Genomic DNA, 13,961 nt, shown 5'->3' on the forward strand with positions numbered 1-13,961 from the left:
CCGAGCGTCGCAATTGTCGTGCCGCGCGTCTCACAATTTCAGGAGATCGATTAGCCTCAGCCGCCGAACAGCTTCTCGAATATGTTCTTCTCCTCGCGGGAGGGCGCGCGCCGGCGCGCCGGGGCCTGGTTCGGAATATCGGCCGGCGGCAGCAGCGCCTCCAGCCCATGGACCGAGCCGGTCGCATTGTCCTCCTCCTCGTCGCGGGCCTGCCGGCGACGCGAGGGCTTGGGCGGCTCGGGCTCTGGGTCGGAGGAGAAGAAATCGAGCAGCGGCGCGATGGGCGAGGCGCTCTCCGCCGTGGCGGGCGAGCGCCAGGAGCCGGAGGGCAGGGCCGCGACCGGCACGCCCTGATGCGCCGCTTTCATGAAACGGCTCCAGACCTCGACCGGCAGATTGCCGCCCGAGACCTTCTTCGTCGGCGAATTATCGTCATTGCCGAGCCAGACGCCGGCGACGAGATGCGGCGTGTAGCCGACGAACCAGGCGTCGCGGAAATCCTGGCTGGTGCCGGTCTTGCCGGCGGCGCGCCAGCCCGGCAGCTCCGCCTTGCGCGCCGTGCCGGTGGAGAGCGTCTCCTCCATCATTGTGTTCATCATCGCCACATATTGCGGCTCGATCACGCGGCCATTGCTGGAGCCTTTGCGTGCATAGAGCTGCTTGCCGCCGGCGGTGCGGACCTTGACGATGATATGCGGCTGCACGCCGACGCCGCCATTGGCGAAGGGAGCGTAGGCCGTGACCAGCTCGAGCGGCGTCACCTCCGACGTGCCGAGCGATATGGAGGCGTTGGGCTGCAGCTCGGAGGCGACGCCGAGCCGATGCGCGGTCTTCACCACCGTTTTCGGCCCCACCTCGAGGCCGACGCGCACCGCCACTGTGTTGAGCGACAGCGCCAGCGCCTTGGTGAGCGTGACCGGGCCGAAATATTCGTGGCTGTAATTCTCCGGCTGCCAGCCTTTCACATTGATCGGCCCGTCCTCGCGCACAGTGTCCGGCGTGAGGCCATGCTCGAGCCCGGCGAGATAGACGAAAGGCTTGAAGGCCGAGCCCGGCTGCCGTTTGGCGGAAACGGCGCGGTCGAACTGGCTCTCTGCGTAATTGCGGCCGCCGACCAGCGCGCGAATGGCCCCATTGGGGTCGAGCGCGACCAGAGCGCCTTGGCTGACGCCGAATTTGTCGCCCTTCTTGTCCAGCTCCTCGGCGATCGATTTCTCGCCGACTTCCTGGAGCTTGCGATCCAGCGTCGTCGTCACGACAATGTCCTGGTCGATGGCGCCGATCGTGTCGTCGAGCATGTCCATCACATAATCGGCGGCGTAATTTATGGAGCCGGCGCCGCGCTCGCGATGCGCCACGGCCGGGCGGCCGAGGGCGAGCTTGGCCATCGCCTCGGTGATATGGCCCTCCTGCGCCATCGCCGTCACCACCTGCGCCGCGCGCTCGGTCGCCCCTTCGGGGTTGCGATCCGGCGCGAGCTTGCTCGGCGCCTTCATCAGGCCGGCGAGAACGGCGGCCTCCGCGAGCGTCACCTGGCTCGCGCCATGGCCGAAATAGCGCTGCGCCGCCGCCTCCACGCCATAGGCGCCGGAGCCGAAATAGACGCGGTTGAGATAGAGTTCGAGAATCTGGTCCTTGGAATATTTGTGCTCGAGCCAGAGGGCGAGGATCGCCTCCTGAATCTTGCGCGTGATGGTGCGCTCCTGGGTGAGGAACAAATTCTTGGCGAGCTGCTGGGTGAGCGTCGAGCCGCCCTGCATGCCGCCGCGGCCGGTGACATTGCGCGTCAGCGCGCGGGCGATGCCGATGGGGTCGACGCCCCAATGCGAATAGAAGCGGCGATCTTCTATGGCGACGAAGGCCTTGGGCAGATAGGGCGGCAGATCGCCGAGCCGCACCGCGGCGCCGCCCGTGTCGCCGCGATTGGCCAGCAATTCGCCGTTCGACGCCAGAATGGCGATATTGGGCGGGCGCTTGGGCACGGCCAGAGTGTCGATCGGCGGCAGCTGCGCCGCATGATAGATAAAGAGGCCGCCGACGCCGATCGCGCCCCAAATGGAGAGCACGGCGCCCCAATAGACGAGGCCGCCGAGGCCGAAGCCGCCGCCTCTCTTGGCCTTTTTCGGCTTGGCGGCGCGGGCCGGCGGAGCGTCGTCCGGATCGTCCTCCGGCGGCGGCGCGCTTTTGCCCTTGCGTTTGGGTTTCGCCATGCGATCCTCTCGCGGGTCGGCGCGAAGGTCGCCGCTCCCGTCGCCGTCGAAACGCGGTTCGCGGCGTTGTTTCTCGCGCGCCATGGGGTCCGCCGCCTCGGTTTTGCTCTGCGCCGCGCCGTAATGCGCGCGGCCGACGCCGACACTAGCTTTAATGCTGTCGATTTAAGGGCCGGTTAAGCAAAGTGAGGCGCCGCGCTTCGCCGCAATAGGAACTTATGCACAGAGCGCCGCGGCCCTTGCGCTATTCGCCGCGTCTTGCGAAAATCCCGCCCTTGCTATGAAAAACGCGGCATGGATCGAGCGCAATGAAAGTCACCATCGAGAGAGCGGCGCTGTTGCGCGCCCTCGGACATGTTCACAGAGTGGTGGAGCGGCGCACGACCATTCCGATCCTCGCCAATGTGCTCATCGACGCTTCGGCCGGAACGCTGCTGCTGAAGGCCACGGATCTCGATCTCGAGATCACCGAGAAGGTCCCCGCCGACGTCGGCCAGCCGAGCGCCACCACTCTGCCGGCCCATACGCTTTATGATATCGTCCGCAAGCTGCCGGAGGGCGCGCAGGTCTCTATCGAGGGAAGCGGCGAGCAAGGGCAGCTGACGCTGCGCTCGGGCCGCTCGCGCTTCAATTTGCAGAGCCTGCCGGAGAGCGATTTTCCCGACGTCACCTCGGGCGAGTTCACGCACAGCTTCTCGCTCGCGCCGGCGGACCTCAAAAAGCTGATTCTAAAGACGCAATTCGCCATCTCCAGCGAGGAGACGCGCTATTATCTCAACGGCATCTTCCTGCATGCGACCGAGGTGGAGGGCCATCAGCTGCTGCGCGCCGTGGCGACGGACGGCCATCGCCTCGCGCGGGTCGAGCTGCCGGCGCCGGCCGGAGCGGCGGGAATGCCGGGCGTGATCCTGCCGCGCAAGGCGGTGGCCGAGGTGCTGCGCCTCGTCGAGGACGCCGATGGCGCGGTGGCGATCGAGCTCTCGACCAATAAGATGCGCTTCTCCTTCGGCGAGACCGTGCTGACGACCAAGCTCATCGACGGCACTTTCCCCGATTACGGCCGCGTCATTCCGGCCAATAACGACAAGCGGCTCACCGTCGAGCGCGGCGTCTTCCGCGAGGCGGTGGACCGCGTCTCCACCATTTCCTCCGAGCGCGGCCGCGCGGTGAAGCTGGCGCTCTCGGAAGGCAAGCTGGTGCTCTCCGTCACCAATCCCGATCAAGGCTCGGCGGTGGAGGAGATCGAGGCCGATTACGACGGCCCGCCGATCGATATCGGCTTCAACTCCCGCTATCTGCTCGATATCGCCGATCAGCTCGACAGCGACACGGCGCTGTTCCGCCTCGCCGATCCCGGCTCGCCGACGCTGATCCAGGACCGCGACGGCGCGAGCGCGCTCTATGTGCTGATGCCGATGCGGGTGTGAGTTTTCGCGCGCAGGCCCCCTCCCCAGCCCTCCCCCGCTGCCGCGGGAGAGGGAGTAGATTCCGCGCTTCATCGAGATGTTTGCGTAACGCCGGCCGCCTCCCTCTCCTGCGGAGCGGGGGAGGGTGAGGGAGGGGGCCGCGCCGCTCTCCGACGCCAAAACGGCGTCACTTCACCTCGAATTCCACAATCTCTATCGTCGTCGCGCCGGCGTTGCGCAGCGCGCGGGCCGGGCCGGCGTCGCGCCATTGGAAATCGCCCGGCTGCAAGGCCATGTTCTGCCCGGCGTCCTCCGCATCCGTCTCGATCAGCTCGCCGCCCTCCACCACGATCCGCACGCCGGGCGCGCTCTGCGTGAAGGCCAGCGTCGACTCTCCCGGCTTCAGCGCGAGACGCCAGCCGCGCAGTCGCTCATTGTCGATGATCTGCGCAAAGGCGGCGGGCCGCTCCGAGGGCGCGCGGCCGAGCGGCGCCTTCTGCAAAATCTCGAAGCCGACGATGCTCAGCGGCGCATCCCCGACATTTTCGGCTCTGTGGGTGAGGCTCTGTTTGGAAAAAGCGCCGAAGCCCACCGCGCCGCGGGACCAACGGATCGACGTCGGCGCGGGATCGCCCCAATTCTGGACGAGGGTCGGGCTCTCGCGCACCACCACATAGGCGAAATCGCGCGAATGCTCGTGATAGGGCGCGACGCGATGCGGCGGCGGCAGCACATTCAGCATGGCGACCGCCTCGTTGCGGAAGGCCGGCACATGAAAGGGCGTCCGCTCGACCGGCAGGATTTGCGCTCGCGCTTCCCCGCCCGCGTCGAGCGCCGCAGCCGGCGCGGCGGCCAGAGTCGCGACGAGCAGAAGAGGGAATGAAAATGTCCGCGTCACGCGCCTCTCCCGATGAAAGCCCGAGCCTTGCCAAAGATAGGGCCGTGACGCAATCTCGCGCAGGCCGGACCATGCGAGCGCCATGACATATCTCCTCACGCATTTCTGGGCCTGGGGCGTCTCGGCCTTCGCGGTCGGGATCGCGACGGCGCTCTCCATCGCGCGCCGATCTGAGCGCGGGCCGGTCGCCGGCTGGCTGGTGTGGTTCGCCCTCGCTTTCGCCGCGGGCCTGCCGGTCGCAATGCTCGGGCTGCTGCCGGGGCGCTCCGGCTTCTGGCTGGAGACGGCGCTGCTGCTGTTCCCGGCCTTTCTTCTCGGCGCGGCGGTCGGCGCGCTCATCGGGCGGCATTCGCTGCGGGATAATGAGGGATGGGCGCTCGGCCTCGTTCCGCTGGCGCTCATCTGGCTCGGCGCCGGCATTCTGGCCGGCCGTTCGATGGAGCAGGATTTGCGGCGCAGGGCGGCGAGCGCGATCGAGAAGATCGGCGGCGATCCCGCCTATCTCGACGTCGCCGGCCGCGATGTCCTGCTGCCGCGCAACGCGCCCAATCGCGCCGCGGCGGCGGAAGAGATCGCACATATCCCCGGCGTGCGGGGGATCGCCGATGTGGACGCGCTCACGGGCGCGGCCGCCAAGAATTACGAGAACGCCGCCATTGCGCGGCGCGCGGCCCGAGAGGGCGAGCCGTCGCCGACGGAGCTCGCACCTGCGCCCTCGCCCGCGCCCAACGGCGTCGCCGGACCGGCGCAGAATGGCCAGCCGCGAGCGTCCAATGGCGGCCCCGCCGTGGCGCCTAAGCCCGCGCTCGAGCCGAAGGAGCCGGGGCGGGGAGGGGTGAGGCCGGCGCCTTCGACGCCATCCGCCGTCGCGCCGGAGCTGGCGCGACCCTCCGTAGGCGCGCAGCCCTTCGAGCCGGCCGGCGCAGTGGAAGCCGGCAAGAAATATGAAGCCGGCGGAAAGGCGGAGATGGGCAAGCCTTCGGCGCCGGCCGAGCTGTCCGCCAAGCCTTTGGAACCTGCCAAGCCGTCGGAGATCGCTAAGCCTTCAGACCTCGGCAGGCCGTCCAATATGCCGAAGCCGGCGGCGGGGGAGGAGCCGAGCGCCGCGGTTCCCGCCAGCGGCGAGCTGGACCTCGCGAGCTGCCAGAAGGCGCTGAGCGCCGCGCTCGCCAGCGAGCCTGTGCGCTTCGCCAAGCGCGGCGCCGGCGTGCGGCGCGGCGCGACCAGGGCGCTGGACAAGGCCGTCGGCCTGCTGCAGCGCTGCCCGCAGACCGAGGTCGATGTGCGCGTGCGCGCCGAGGGCGGCGACCGCGCCGCGCGCGAGAAGGCGCGCGACCGCGCCGCCCGCATCGTCGATTATCTCGGCCGCATGGGCGTCGAGCGCGCGCGCCTCTCCGTCGCCGGCGAGAGCGGCAAGCCGGTCGCCAAGGGCGCGCCGGAGGGCGAAAGCGGGAGCGGCGTCGATTTCCTGCTCTCGCCACGGCGATAGGCGCCGCCTTCGCCGCAATGTGGACGCTATTGAATAGCCAAACTGCAGCGAGATTCGCACACCGGCTTCCGGCGGGCGCAAAGAGTTGCGGGCGGAGCGGACGCCGTTCATGAGGCATGAGGCGAGCGGCGGGATTATGCGACGGAGAGCTGAGCGTTGGGAGTCGGGCGCCTGCTTTCCCGCCGTCTATCTTCCCGCCCTATGTCTCGCGCTGACGGCCGCAAATCCCGCGCGGGCGGAGCATCTTCGCGGCGCCATAGCGCCGACGACGTTGAAGCCGACCCCGGTCGTCGAGACGCGAGACGCCGCCGATAATCCGGACTTGCCCGACATTTCCGGAAAACGCTCGGAGCTGCGCAGCCTCGAGGACACGATCACCGTCTCGGCCGAGAGCCGCCGCAAAATCGAGACGGAAATCGAGACGCTGCGCGCCGACCGCGTCAAGCTCAACGCTGCGCTGGTGGATGCGGTTCAGCGGGTCGGCGTGCTGGAGAAGCGCGTCGAGGAGGTGAGCGCCAAGCTCGAGGCCTCGGTGCGGAGCGAGCAGGCGCTGGTCAAATCGCTCGCCAGCCGCCGCGCGCTGATCGGCGAGGTGCTGCTCGTGCTGCAGCGCATGGGGCGCAAGCCGCCGCCGGCGCTGCTGGCCAAGCCCGAGGATATTCTGGAGAGCATTCGCGCCGCCATGCTGCTCGGCTCCGTGCTGCCGCAGATGCGCGCCGAGGTGGAGACGCTCAAGACCGACCTCTCCGAGCTCATCGCGCTGCGCGGGCGCATAGAGGCGGAGAGGACGAGCCTCATTGCCGAGCTCGAGCATTTGAAGGAGGAGCGCGTCCGCCTCGCCGCTCTGGTGGAGACGCGGCAGAAGGCGCTGATGCTGGCGCAGAGCGCGCTGGATTTCGAGGCCGAGCGGGCGCGTAATCTGGCCTCCAAGGCGACGAGCCTGAAAGAGCTGATCGCCCGCATGGAGAGCGAGGTGGATGCGGCCAAGCGCGCGGCGGAAGCGGCGCGGCGGGCCGACGCCGAGCGCGCCGCGGCCGACGCCGCAATGTCGCTGGACAGTCGCGCCAAGGCGTTGGCGGCGCCGTTCAAGGACCCCGCCCGTCTCGCTCCAGCCGTCGCCTTCGCCGATCTGAAAGGTCGATTGACGCTGCCTTCGGCGGGGAGCATCGTCAAGCGCTTCGGCGCCTCGGACGGCCAGGGCGCGACCGAGAAGGGCGTCTCCATCGCGGCGCGTGAAAACGCGGTCGTGGCCGCGCCCTGCGACGGCTGGGTGGTTTTCGCGGGGCGCTACCGATCCTATGGTCAACTCTTGATCATCAACGCCGGCGGCGGCTATTATGTCACCTTGGCTGGAATGGACCAGATCTCCGTCGCCGTCGGGCAGTTCGTCCTCGCCGGCGAGCCGGTGGCGAACATGGGCGGCGGCGCCGTCAGGACTGCGGCGGCCATTGCTATCGGCGCGAAACAGCCCATTCTCTATGTAGAGTTTCGCAAGGACGGAACGTCCATCGATCCGGGCCCATGGTGGGCGAAGCCGGAACTTCAGAAGGTTGGCGGATGATGCGCAAGGCCTCATTGATCATAACGGGAATCGTCATCGGGGCGGGATGCGCCACGCTCGGACAGAATGCGCGCGTGTTGATCGGCTCCCCGGCCTTCGCCGCAGCCGCCGATACGTACAAAAATCTGAGCCTCTTCGGCGATGTCTTCGACAAGGTGCGCGCCGATTATGTCGAGCGGCCCGACGAGCAGAAGCTCGTCGAATCGGCGATCAATGGAATGCTCACCTCGCTCGATCCGCATTCGAGCTACCTCGACGCCAAGGGCTTCAAGGACATGCGGACGCAGACCGAGGGCAAGTTCGGCGGCCTCGGCATAGAGGTGACGCAGGAGGACGGCCTGGTGAAGGTCGTGACGCCGATCGACGACACGCCTGCGTCCAAGGCCGGCGTCATGTCCGGCGATCTCATCTTCGCCATCGACGACGACAATGTGCAGGGCCTCTCCCTCAATCAGGCCGTCGACAAGATGCGCGGCCAGATCAACACGCCGGTGAAGCTCACCATCCTGCGCGGCAAGGACAAGGAGAAGATCGAGGTCAAGCTCACGCGGGCCGAGATCCATATCAAATCCGTGCGCTCGCATAAGGAGGACGAGGATATCGGCTATATCCGCATCTCCCAGTTCAACGAGGAGACCTCGGACGGGCTGCGCACCGCGATCCACAAGTTCCAGCAGGACATGCCGGGCGACAAGCTCAAGGGCTATATCGTCGATCTGCGCAACAATCCGGGCGGCCTGCTCGACCAGTCGATCCAGGTGGTCAACAGCTTCATCGACCATGGCGAGATCGTCTCGACGCGCGGCCGCACGGCCGATGAGACGCAGCGCTACAATGCGCGGGCGGCCGGCGACATCTCTCGCGGCAAGCCGGTTGTGGTGCTCATCAATGGCGGCTCGGCCTCGGCGTCGGAGATCGTCGCCGGCGCGCTGCAGGACCATAAGCGCGCGACCATTCTCGGCACGCGCTCCTTCGGCAAGGGCTCGGTGCAGACCATCATCCCGCTCGGCGGCAATAATGGCGCGCTGCGCCTGACCACGGCGCGCTACTACACGCCGTCCGGCCGCTCGATCCAAGCCAAGGGCATCGATCCGGACATCACGCTGCTGCAGGACGTGCCGGACGAGCTGAAGGGCAAGGACGACACCAAGGGCGAGGCTTCGCTCAAGGGCCATCTGAAGAATGGCGAGGACGAGAAGAGCGGCTCGCAGGCCTATGTGCCGCCGGACGCGAAGAAGGACAAGCAGCTGATCGCGGCGGTCGAGATTCTGCACGGCAAGTTCAAGCCGCAGAGCGCCGCCGAGCAGTCTAAGCCGTCCGATTCGTCGAAGCCCAAGGCTTCCAACTGATCGACTTCCAATTGATCGATCGGGCGGAGAGGGCGCTTCCCTGTCCGCCCGCCGCGTCTCGTTCCGCAGGCCGTCATGATCGCGTTTTCATCCTTAGCCAATCCCGCCGTCTTCCTGCGGCTGACGCAGCGCGTCCTGCCCTGGCTCGGCGGCGTGAGCGCGCTGCTGCTCGGCCTCGGCCTCTATCTCGTCTTCTTCGTCTCGCCGGCCGATTATCAGCAGGGTGAGACGGTCAAGATCATGTATATTCATGTGCCGGCCGCCTGGCTCGCCATGTTCGCCTATGTGGTCATGACCTCCGCCTCGCTCGGCGTGCTGGTCTGGCGCCATCCTCTGGCCGACGCCGCGCAAAAGACCGCCGCGACGCTGGGCGCCGCCTTCACCTTCATCTGCCTCGTGACCGGCTCGCTCTGGGGCAAGCCCATGTGGGGGGCTTATTGGGTGTGGGACGCGCGTCTCACCTCCATGCTGATCCTCTTCCTGCTCTATCTCGGCCTCATCGCGCTGCGCCAGACGATGGAGGACAGTCCCCGCGGCGCGCGCATAGCGGCGATCATGACTCTGGTCGGCTTCGTCGATATTCCGATCATCAAATTCTCGGTCGATTGGTGGAACACGCTGCATCAGCCGGCCTCTGTGCTGCGCGCCGGCGGACCCACCATCGCCGCCTCCATGCTGTGGCCGCTGCTCGTCATGGCGCTCGGCGCGACGGCGCTGTTTCTGGCGCTGCATCTGATGGCGATCCGCAACGAGATTTTGCGCCGCCGCGTCGCGCGGCTGACGCTGCAGATCGCCGCCGCCGGAGAAGAGGGCGGCGCTTCTGGACAATTGCTGGAGCCGGCGCAGTGACCGACGAGCATTGGGGCTATATTCTCCTGGCCTATGGCCTGACCGCCGCGACCATCCTCATCATCGCCTTTCGCATTCTGCTCGAGCACAGACGGCTTTCGTCCGAGCTGGCGCGGCTGGAGAAGAACGGCTCTGCCGCGCGAGGGGAGACGCTGTGAGCGCCGAAGATTCTGCGCCGCGCAGCCGTCTGGCGCTGTTCCTGCCGCTCGTCGTCTTCGTGGCGCTGGCAGGCCTCTTTCTCGCGCGCCTCTTCGCGGGCGACGCCTCGCGCCTGCCTTCGGCGCTCATCGGCAAGCAGGCGCCGCAATTCACGCTTCCCGCGCTGCCGGGACTCGCGGGCGTCGGCGGCCTCACCGGCGACGATCTGCGCAAGGGCCGCGTCAGCGTCGTCAATGTCTTCGCCTCCTGGTGCGCGCCCTGCCGGGCGGAGCACGCGCAATTGCTGGCCCTCGCCAAGGATCCCGCGCTCGCGCAAAAGGGCGTCGCGCTCGCCGGCCTCGCCTATAAGGACGAGCCGGCCAATTCGCTGCGCTTCCTCGAGGAGGTCGGCAATCCTTTCGCGGCGATCGGCGTCGATCTCGCCGGGCGCGTCGCGATCGACTTCGGCGTCTATGGCGTGCCGGAGACCTTCATCATCCGCGGCGACGGCGCCATCGCCTATAAGTTCGTCGGGCCTTTGACCCGGCAGGCTCTGGAAGAGACCTTGCTTCCCGAGATCGAGAAGGCGCTCGCGAGCACGCGGGCCGCGGCGCTGGCCGACACGCAGAAGTAGGCTTCTATTAACCTTAACTTAACGTCGGCTGAGCCATTTTAGCATCCGGCGGCGGTTCAGGATTCTCGGCCGCTCGGGCCTCGTCGCACGGGGCGGGCGGTCGATCTGCCGCGTCGCGAATTATTGCTTGCGGATAGGCGCAAATTAAAAGGGTGATCGGCTTGCGCGCTATTGTTCCGACGGGATTGCGAATGCGGTCGGCGGTGCTGCTGTCCGTCATCGCGGCCATCGCATTCGCGCAGGCCGTCGCGAGCTGGCTCCTGTTCGCCGGCCGCCTGGAGGCGACGCGCGATCCGAGATTGGCGGCGCTCTTCGTCGGGCCGGTTCTCATCGGCCTGCTCTGCGTTCTCGGCGCTGTGGCCGTGCGCACGCGCATCGTCCGGCCGCTCGTCGCTGTGACAGAGGCGGTTCGCCGGCTCGCCGATGGCGACACTTCCTATCGGCTCGAGATCGAAGATTGTTCCGAGAGCGTGCGGCGCCTCGCCGACGCTTTCGTCAATCTTCGGCAGGTCATCCTCGCGCATCGCGCCGATGAGCATCTCATCGCCGAGGCCAACGTCACTCAGGCGCGCATCGTCCAACTGCTCGGCGACGGGCTGGCCAAGGTCGCCGAGAAGGATTTGACCTATCGGCTGACCGATGAGGTTCCCGGCTCCTATCGCCGGCTGCAGACGGATTTCAACACGGCCGTCGGCCAATTGTCGGAAGCGATCGGCGAGATGGCGGACAGCACGCGACTGCTGGGCGCCGGCATGCAGGAGACTGTCGCCGCGGCCGATGATCTGTCGCGGCGCACGGAGAGCCAGGCCTCCAATCTGGAGGAGGCCGCGGCCGCCCTCGCGCAGATCACCGAGACGGTCACGCGGACGGCGGAGGACGCCGGCAATGCGCGGCAGATCGTCTCCGATATGAGCTCGGAGGCGCAGGCGAGCGGCGGCATCGTGCGGCAGGCCATCGGCGCCATGGGCGATATCGAGCAATCGTCGAAGAAGATCGCGCAGATCATCGGCGTCATCGACTCGATCGCGACGCAGACCAATCTTCTGGCGCTGAATGCGGGGGTGGAAGCCGCCCGCGCCGGCGAGGCGGGACGCGGCTTCGCCGTGGTGGCGGCGGAGATTCGCGATCTCGCGCGCCGCAGCGCCAAGGCCGCCAAGGAGATCGACACATTGATCTCGGTCTCCAACGCTCAGATCGGCCGCGGCGTCTCGCTCGTCGGCGACACCGGCGAAGCCTTGTCGCATATCGTCGAGGAGATCGCCCGCGTCAATGGCGTGGTGGCGGAGATCGCCGATCGCGCGCGCCAGCAGGCCGCAGCGCTGAACGAGGTGAATGGCACCGTCCGCCAGATGGACATGATCACGCAGCAGAACGCCGCAATGGCGGAGCAGACCACCGCCGTCAGCCATGGGCTGAGCGAGAAGACCCGGCGGCTGATCGAGATGATCTCGCGCTTCCGCATCGCCCGCGACATGGACGCGCGCGCGAGTGGGCCGCGGCTCGTCGCCTCGGGCGGCGAAAGCGTCTACGAGCCGCGCCGTGTCGGAGCGCCCGACCGGCGCCTCGGCGCGAGCGACCGTCGCAGCAGAGCCTGGACGGATTTTTGAACGCGCATGACAATGAGAGCGAAGCAATTCACCCGCATCCTTCCGCGCCGCGCCGCTATGGCGCTGACGGCCGCGCTCGGCCTTGCGGCCTGCGCCAAGACCACATGGGACATAGAGCCCGCGCCGGTCGATCCCGCGCTCTTCGTCGGCGCCGATTGCGCGCAGCTCGTGGCTCGGCGCGCGCGCATCTCGCAGGCGCTGATCTTCGCCGGCTCGGCGCAGGACCAGCTCGCCGCGGACGATCGCGTCCGCACGCTCGGCGTTCCGACGCCGATGGGCACGCCCTTCGACGACGATCGCGAGCCGCAGATCGCGCGGCTCAAAGGCGAGCTGCACGCCGTCAACGCGCAGATGGACGCGCAGCGCTGCGGGCCGGACTTCCGATGACGCGAAACGCGAATCGGCGGCGTCGCCGCAACGACGGGTTGTCCCGTGGATTGATTCCGGTGAGGCCTTGCTATAGGGCTCGAAGAAAGCGGCTGTCGAAGGTCAGCGTTTGGAGGTCGCCGTGACGCGTGTCGATCCACCGTCCTCGCCGGGCGGTGACGCAGGGTCGCCCTCCCAGGGCGGGCTCGGACCTATTTCTATCGCCGAGTGCCGCGAGCTCGCGCCACAGCTGCGTCGGGATTTGGAGACGCTCGATTACGAGCTGCGCGGCGCCGCCAATCGCCTGCTGGCCGAGGTGGATGACGCCAAGGGAGACGCGGCGACCTTCCTGCGCGCTGCGACGACTGTGCTGCTGTCCGTCGCCGCAGGGCTGATGGAGACGGCCTCCGAACGCGCGCATGAGCCCGTCGACGTCGATGCGTTCAAGAACGCCGCCGAGGATGCGGCGCAATGGGCGAAGAGCCGCAAGCTGCGCGATCTGCTCGCCGACGATGAGTGAGCGCGCGATCGGCGCTCAGAAGAATTCCAGCTCGCCGGCGGGGTGATCCGTTCGCCCGTCGTCGTCATGATCGCCGAGGCGCGCCGCCAGCTCCGCGAGCTTGACGCTGCGCGCCGCGGCGCCGCCGCAGAGCCGCCAATCCGCCGGCGCGAGCTCTGCGAGGGCGCAGACGAAATCCGATAGTCCCGAGAGCGTCTGCTCGATCGAGTCGATCGCCTGCGCCGAATGGATGAGCTCGTGCTTCTCCTCCACATTGCTCCATTCGACGCCGTCGACGAGGCAATGGAGGCGGTCTGTCTCCTTGGCCGCGTTGCGGAGCTCTGTGGCCAGCCGCGAGAGGACCTCGACCAGCGGTTGGGGTCGCTCATGCGCGCCGCAGGGCGAGGTCGTCTTCGGCTCTGTCATCAGAACAGCTCCAGTGAGCCCGCGGCCGGCAGCTTCGGCATGACGACCGGCGCCGGAGCGACGTTGGGCGTCGGGCCGGAGAGAAGGCTCTGCCGCGCGCGTCCCGACACGGGCTCGTATTCGACGCGTCGCCCTCTGTCGCCGCCGAGATGCTCGGCGACGAGGCGGATGCCTTCGTTCCTCAGAAAGCGCTTCGCGAATTCGGCGTTGCGCGCGCCGATGTCCGAGAGGCCTTCCATCATGCGCGCGCCGCCGAACAGCTTGCCTTCGAGATGGTCGCGGCGCGCGCCCTTCTTCAAGAGGCCGTTGACGAGCAGCTCCATGAGATGCACGCCGTAACGCTCTGCCTCGCCATTGCGCGACGAGGTGAAGTCGCCGGGCAGGAGGAAGTGGTTCATCCCTCCGACGCCGGCGCCGGCGTCCCGGAGGCAAGCGGCGACACAGGAGCCGAGCACCGTCGCGAGGACGACGCTGGGATCGTCGACCACCCTATACTCGCCTTGGATGATGTGGACTCGTTTCATGGCTG

14 protein-coding genes are annotated in these 13,961 nt (G+C 67.7%); 10 read left to right on the forward strand and 4 right to left on the reverse strand.

Features of this window, described 5'->3' with window-relative positions; genetic code table 11:
- Positions 1-56: 56 nt before the first annotated feature.
- Positions 57-2,294, reverse strand: coding sequence for a transglycosylase domain-containing protein (locus tag K369_RS06470; RefSeq protein WP_036289378.1), 2,238 nt, complete (start codon positions 2,292-2,294; stop codon positions 57-59).
- A 224-nt stretch (positions 2,295-2,518) separates the two neighbouring features.
- Here K369_RS06470 and dnaN point away from each other — a divergent pair, with 224 nt between their 5' ends.
- Positions 2,519-3,637, forward strand: coding sequence for a DNA polymerase III subunit beta (gene dnaN / locus K369_RS06475; RefSeq protein WP_036289380.1), 1,119 nt, complete (start codon positions 2,519-2,521; stop codon positions 3,635-3,637).
- Positions 3,638-3,803: 166 nt separating this feature from the next.
- Here dnaN and K369_RS06480 read toward each other — a convergent pair whose 3' ends face one another.
- A complete protein-coding gene (locus K369_RS06480; RefSeq protein ID WP_036289382.1) occupies positions 3,804-4,598 on the reverse strand; it encodes a hypothetical protein in 795 nt (264 codons plus the stop codon).
- Between K369_RS06480 and K369_RS06485 the strand changes: the two genes are divergently transcribed.
- The 9 genes from K369_RS06485 (at position 4,597) to K369_RS06525 (ending at position 13,027) form a co-directional block, all read left to right on the forward strand.
- Positions 4,597-6,003 carry a hypothetical protein gene (locus tag K369_RS06485; protein WP_036289384.1) on the forward strand — a complete coding sequence of 469 codons (1,407 nt, stop codon included), beginning with the start codon at positions 4,597-4,599 and terminating at the stop codon, positions 6,001-6,003. The two genes, K369_RS06480 and K369_RS06485, sit on opposite strands and share 2 nt — an antisense overlap.
- Before the next feature lie 211 nt (positions 6,004-6,214).
- Positions 6,215-7,564: a peptidoglycan DD-metalloendopeptidase family protein gene (locus tag K369_RS06490; RefSeq protein ID WP_036290203.1), complete on the forward strand. Its 1,350-nt coding sequence runs from the start codon at positions 6,215-6,217 to the stop codon at positions 7,562-7,564.
- Positions 7,561-8,913: a S41 family peptidase gene (locus K369_RS06495; protein ID WP_024879064.1), complete on the forward strand. Its 1,353-nt coding sequence runs from the start codon at positions 7,561-7,563 to the stop codon at positions 8,911-8,913. The genes K369_RS06490 and K369_RS06495 overlap by 4 nt, the downstream gene beginning before the upstream one ends.
- A 75-nt stretch (positions 8,914-8,988) precedes the next feature.
- A complete protein-coding gene (locus K369_RS06500; RefSeq protein WP_036289386.1) occupies positions 8,989-9,762 on the forward strand; it encodes a heme ABC transporter permease in 774 nt (257 codons plus the stop codon).
- The gene (gene ccmD / locus K369_RS06505) at positions 9,759-9,920 is read left to right on the forward strand and encodes a heme exporter protein CcmD (protein WP_036289388.1); all 162 of its coding nucleotides are present in this window, start codon (positions 9,759-9,761) and stop codon (positions 9,918-9,920) included. Before K369_RS06500 ends, ccmD begins: the two co-directional genes overlap by 4 nt.
- Positions 9,917-10,534 (forward strand): DsbE family thiol:disulfide interchange protein, encoded by a 618-nt coding sequence (locus K369_RS06510; RefSeq protein WP_036289390.1) that lies wholly within the window; start codon positions 9,917-9,919, stop codon positions 10,532-10,534. Before ccmD ends, K369_RS06510 begins: the two co-directional genes overlap by 4 nt.
- Positions 10,535-10,725: 191 nt before the next feature.
- Positions 10,726-12,141: a methyl-accepting chemotaxis protein gene (locus tag K369_RS06515; protein ID WP_051949107.1), complete on the forward strand. Its 1,416-nt coding sequence runs from the start codon at positions 10,726-10,728 to the stop codon at positions 12,139-12,141.
- 12 nt (positions 12,142-12,153) lie between these two features.
- Complete coding sequence (locus tag K369_RS06520) at positions 12,154-12,528, forward strand: hypothetical protein (protein ID WP_245278120.1); 375 nt, start codon at positions 12,154-12,156, stop codon at positions 12,526-12,528.
- Positions 12,529-12,649: 121 nt separating this feature from the next.
- Complete coding sequence (locus K369_RS06525) at positions 12,650-13,027, forward strand: hypothetical protein (protein ID WP_156967761.1); 378 nt, start codon at positions 12,650-12,652, stop codon at positions 13,025-13,027.
- Positions 13,028-13,042: 15 nt separating this feature from the next.
- On the opposite strand, the gene K369_RS06530 is transcribed toward K369_RS06525, so the two are convergent.
- Together K369_RS06530 and K369_RS06535 are read right to left on the reverse strand one after the other, a co-directional pair.
- Positions 13,043-13,432 (reverse strand): hypothetical protein, encoded by a 390-nt coding sequence (locus K369_RS06530; RefSeq protein ID WP_036289396.1) that lies wholly within the window; start codon positions 13,430-13,432, stop codon positions 13,043-13,045.
- Positions 13,432-13,956 carry a chemotaxis protein CheD gene (locus K369_RS06535; RefSeq protein WP_245258395.1) on the reverse strand — a complete coding sequence of 175 codons (525 nt, stop codon included), beginning with the start codon at positions 13,954-13,956 and terminating at the stop codon, positions 13,432-13,434. Before K369_RS06535 ends, K369_RS06530 begins: the two co-directional genes overlap by 1 nt.
- Positions 13,957-13,961: the final 5 nt, after the last annotated feature.

This window comes from Methylosinus sp. PW1 (genome assembly GCF_000745215.1).
Lineage (GTDB): Bacteria > Pseudomonadota > Alphaproteobacteria > Rhizobiales > Beijerinckiaceae > Methylosinus.

Coding starts and splice junctions, on each gene's coding strand:
- K369_RS06530 (WP_036289396.1), bottom strand. CDS start 13,432: ATGACAGAGCCGAAGACGACCTCGCCCTGCGGCGCGCATGAGCGACCC.
- K369_RS06480 (WP_036289382.1), bottom strand. CDS start 4,598: ATGGCGCTCGCATGGTCCGGCCTGCGCGAGATTGCGTCACGGCCCTAT.
- K369_RS06485 (WP_036289384.1), top strand. CDS start 4,597: ATGACATATCTCCTCACGCATTTCTGGGCCTGGGGCGTCTCGGCCTTC.
- dnaN (WP_036289380.1), top strand. CDS start 2,519: ATGAAAGTCACCATCGAGAGAGCGGCGCTGTTGCGCGCCCTCGGACAT.
- K369_RS06515 (WP_051949107.1), top strand. CDS start 10,726: ATGCGGTCGGCGGTGCTGCTGTCCGTCATCGCGGCCATCGCATTCGCG.
- K369_RS06495 (WP_024879064.1), top strand. CDS start 7,561: ATGATGCGCAAGGCCTCATTGATCATAACGGGAATCGTCATCGGGGCG.
- K369_RS06470 (WP_036289378.1), bottom strand. CDS start 2,294: ATGGCGCGCGAGAAACAACGCCGCGAACCGCGTTTCGACGGCGACGGG.
- K369_RS06500 (WP_036289386.1), top strand. CDS start 8,989: ATGATCGCGTTTTCATCCTTAGCCAATCCCGCCGTCTTCCTGCGGCTG.
- K369_RS06520 (WP_245278120.1), top strand. CDS start 12,154: ATGAGAGCGAAGCAATTCACCCGCATCCTTCCGCGCCGCGCCGCTATG.
- K369_RS06535 (WP_245258395.1), bottom strand. CDS start 13,956: ATGAAACGAGTCCACATCATCCAAGGCGAGTATAGGGTGGTCGACGAT.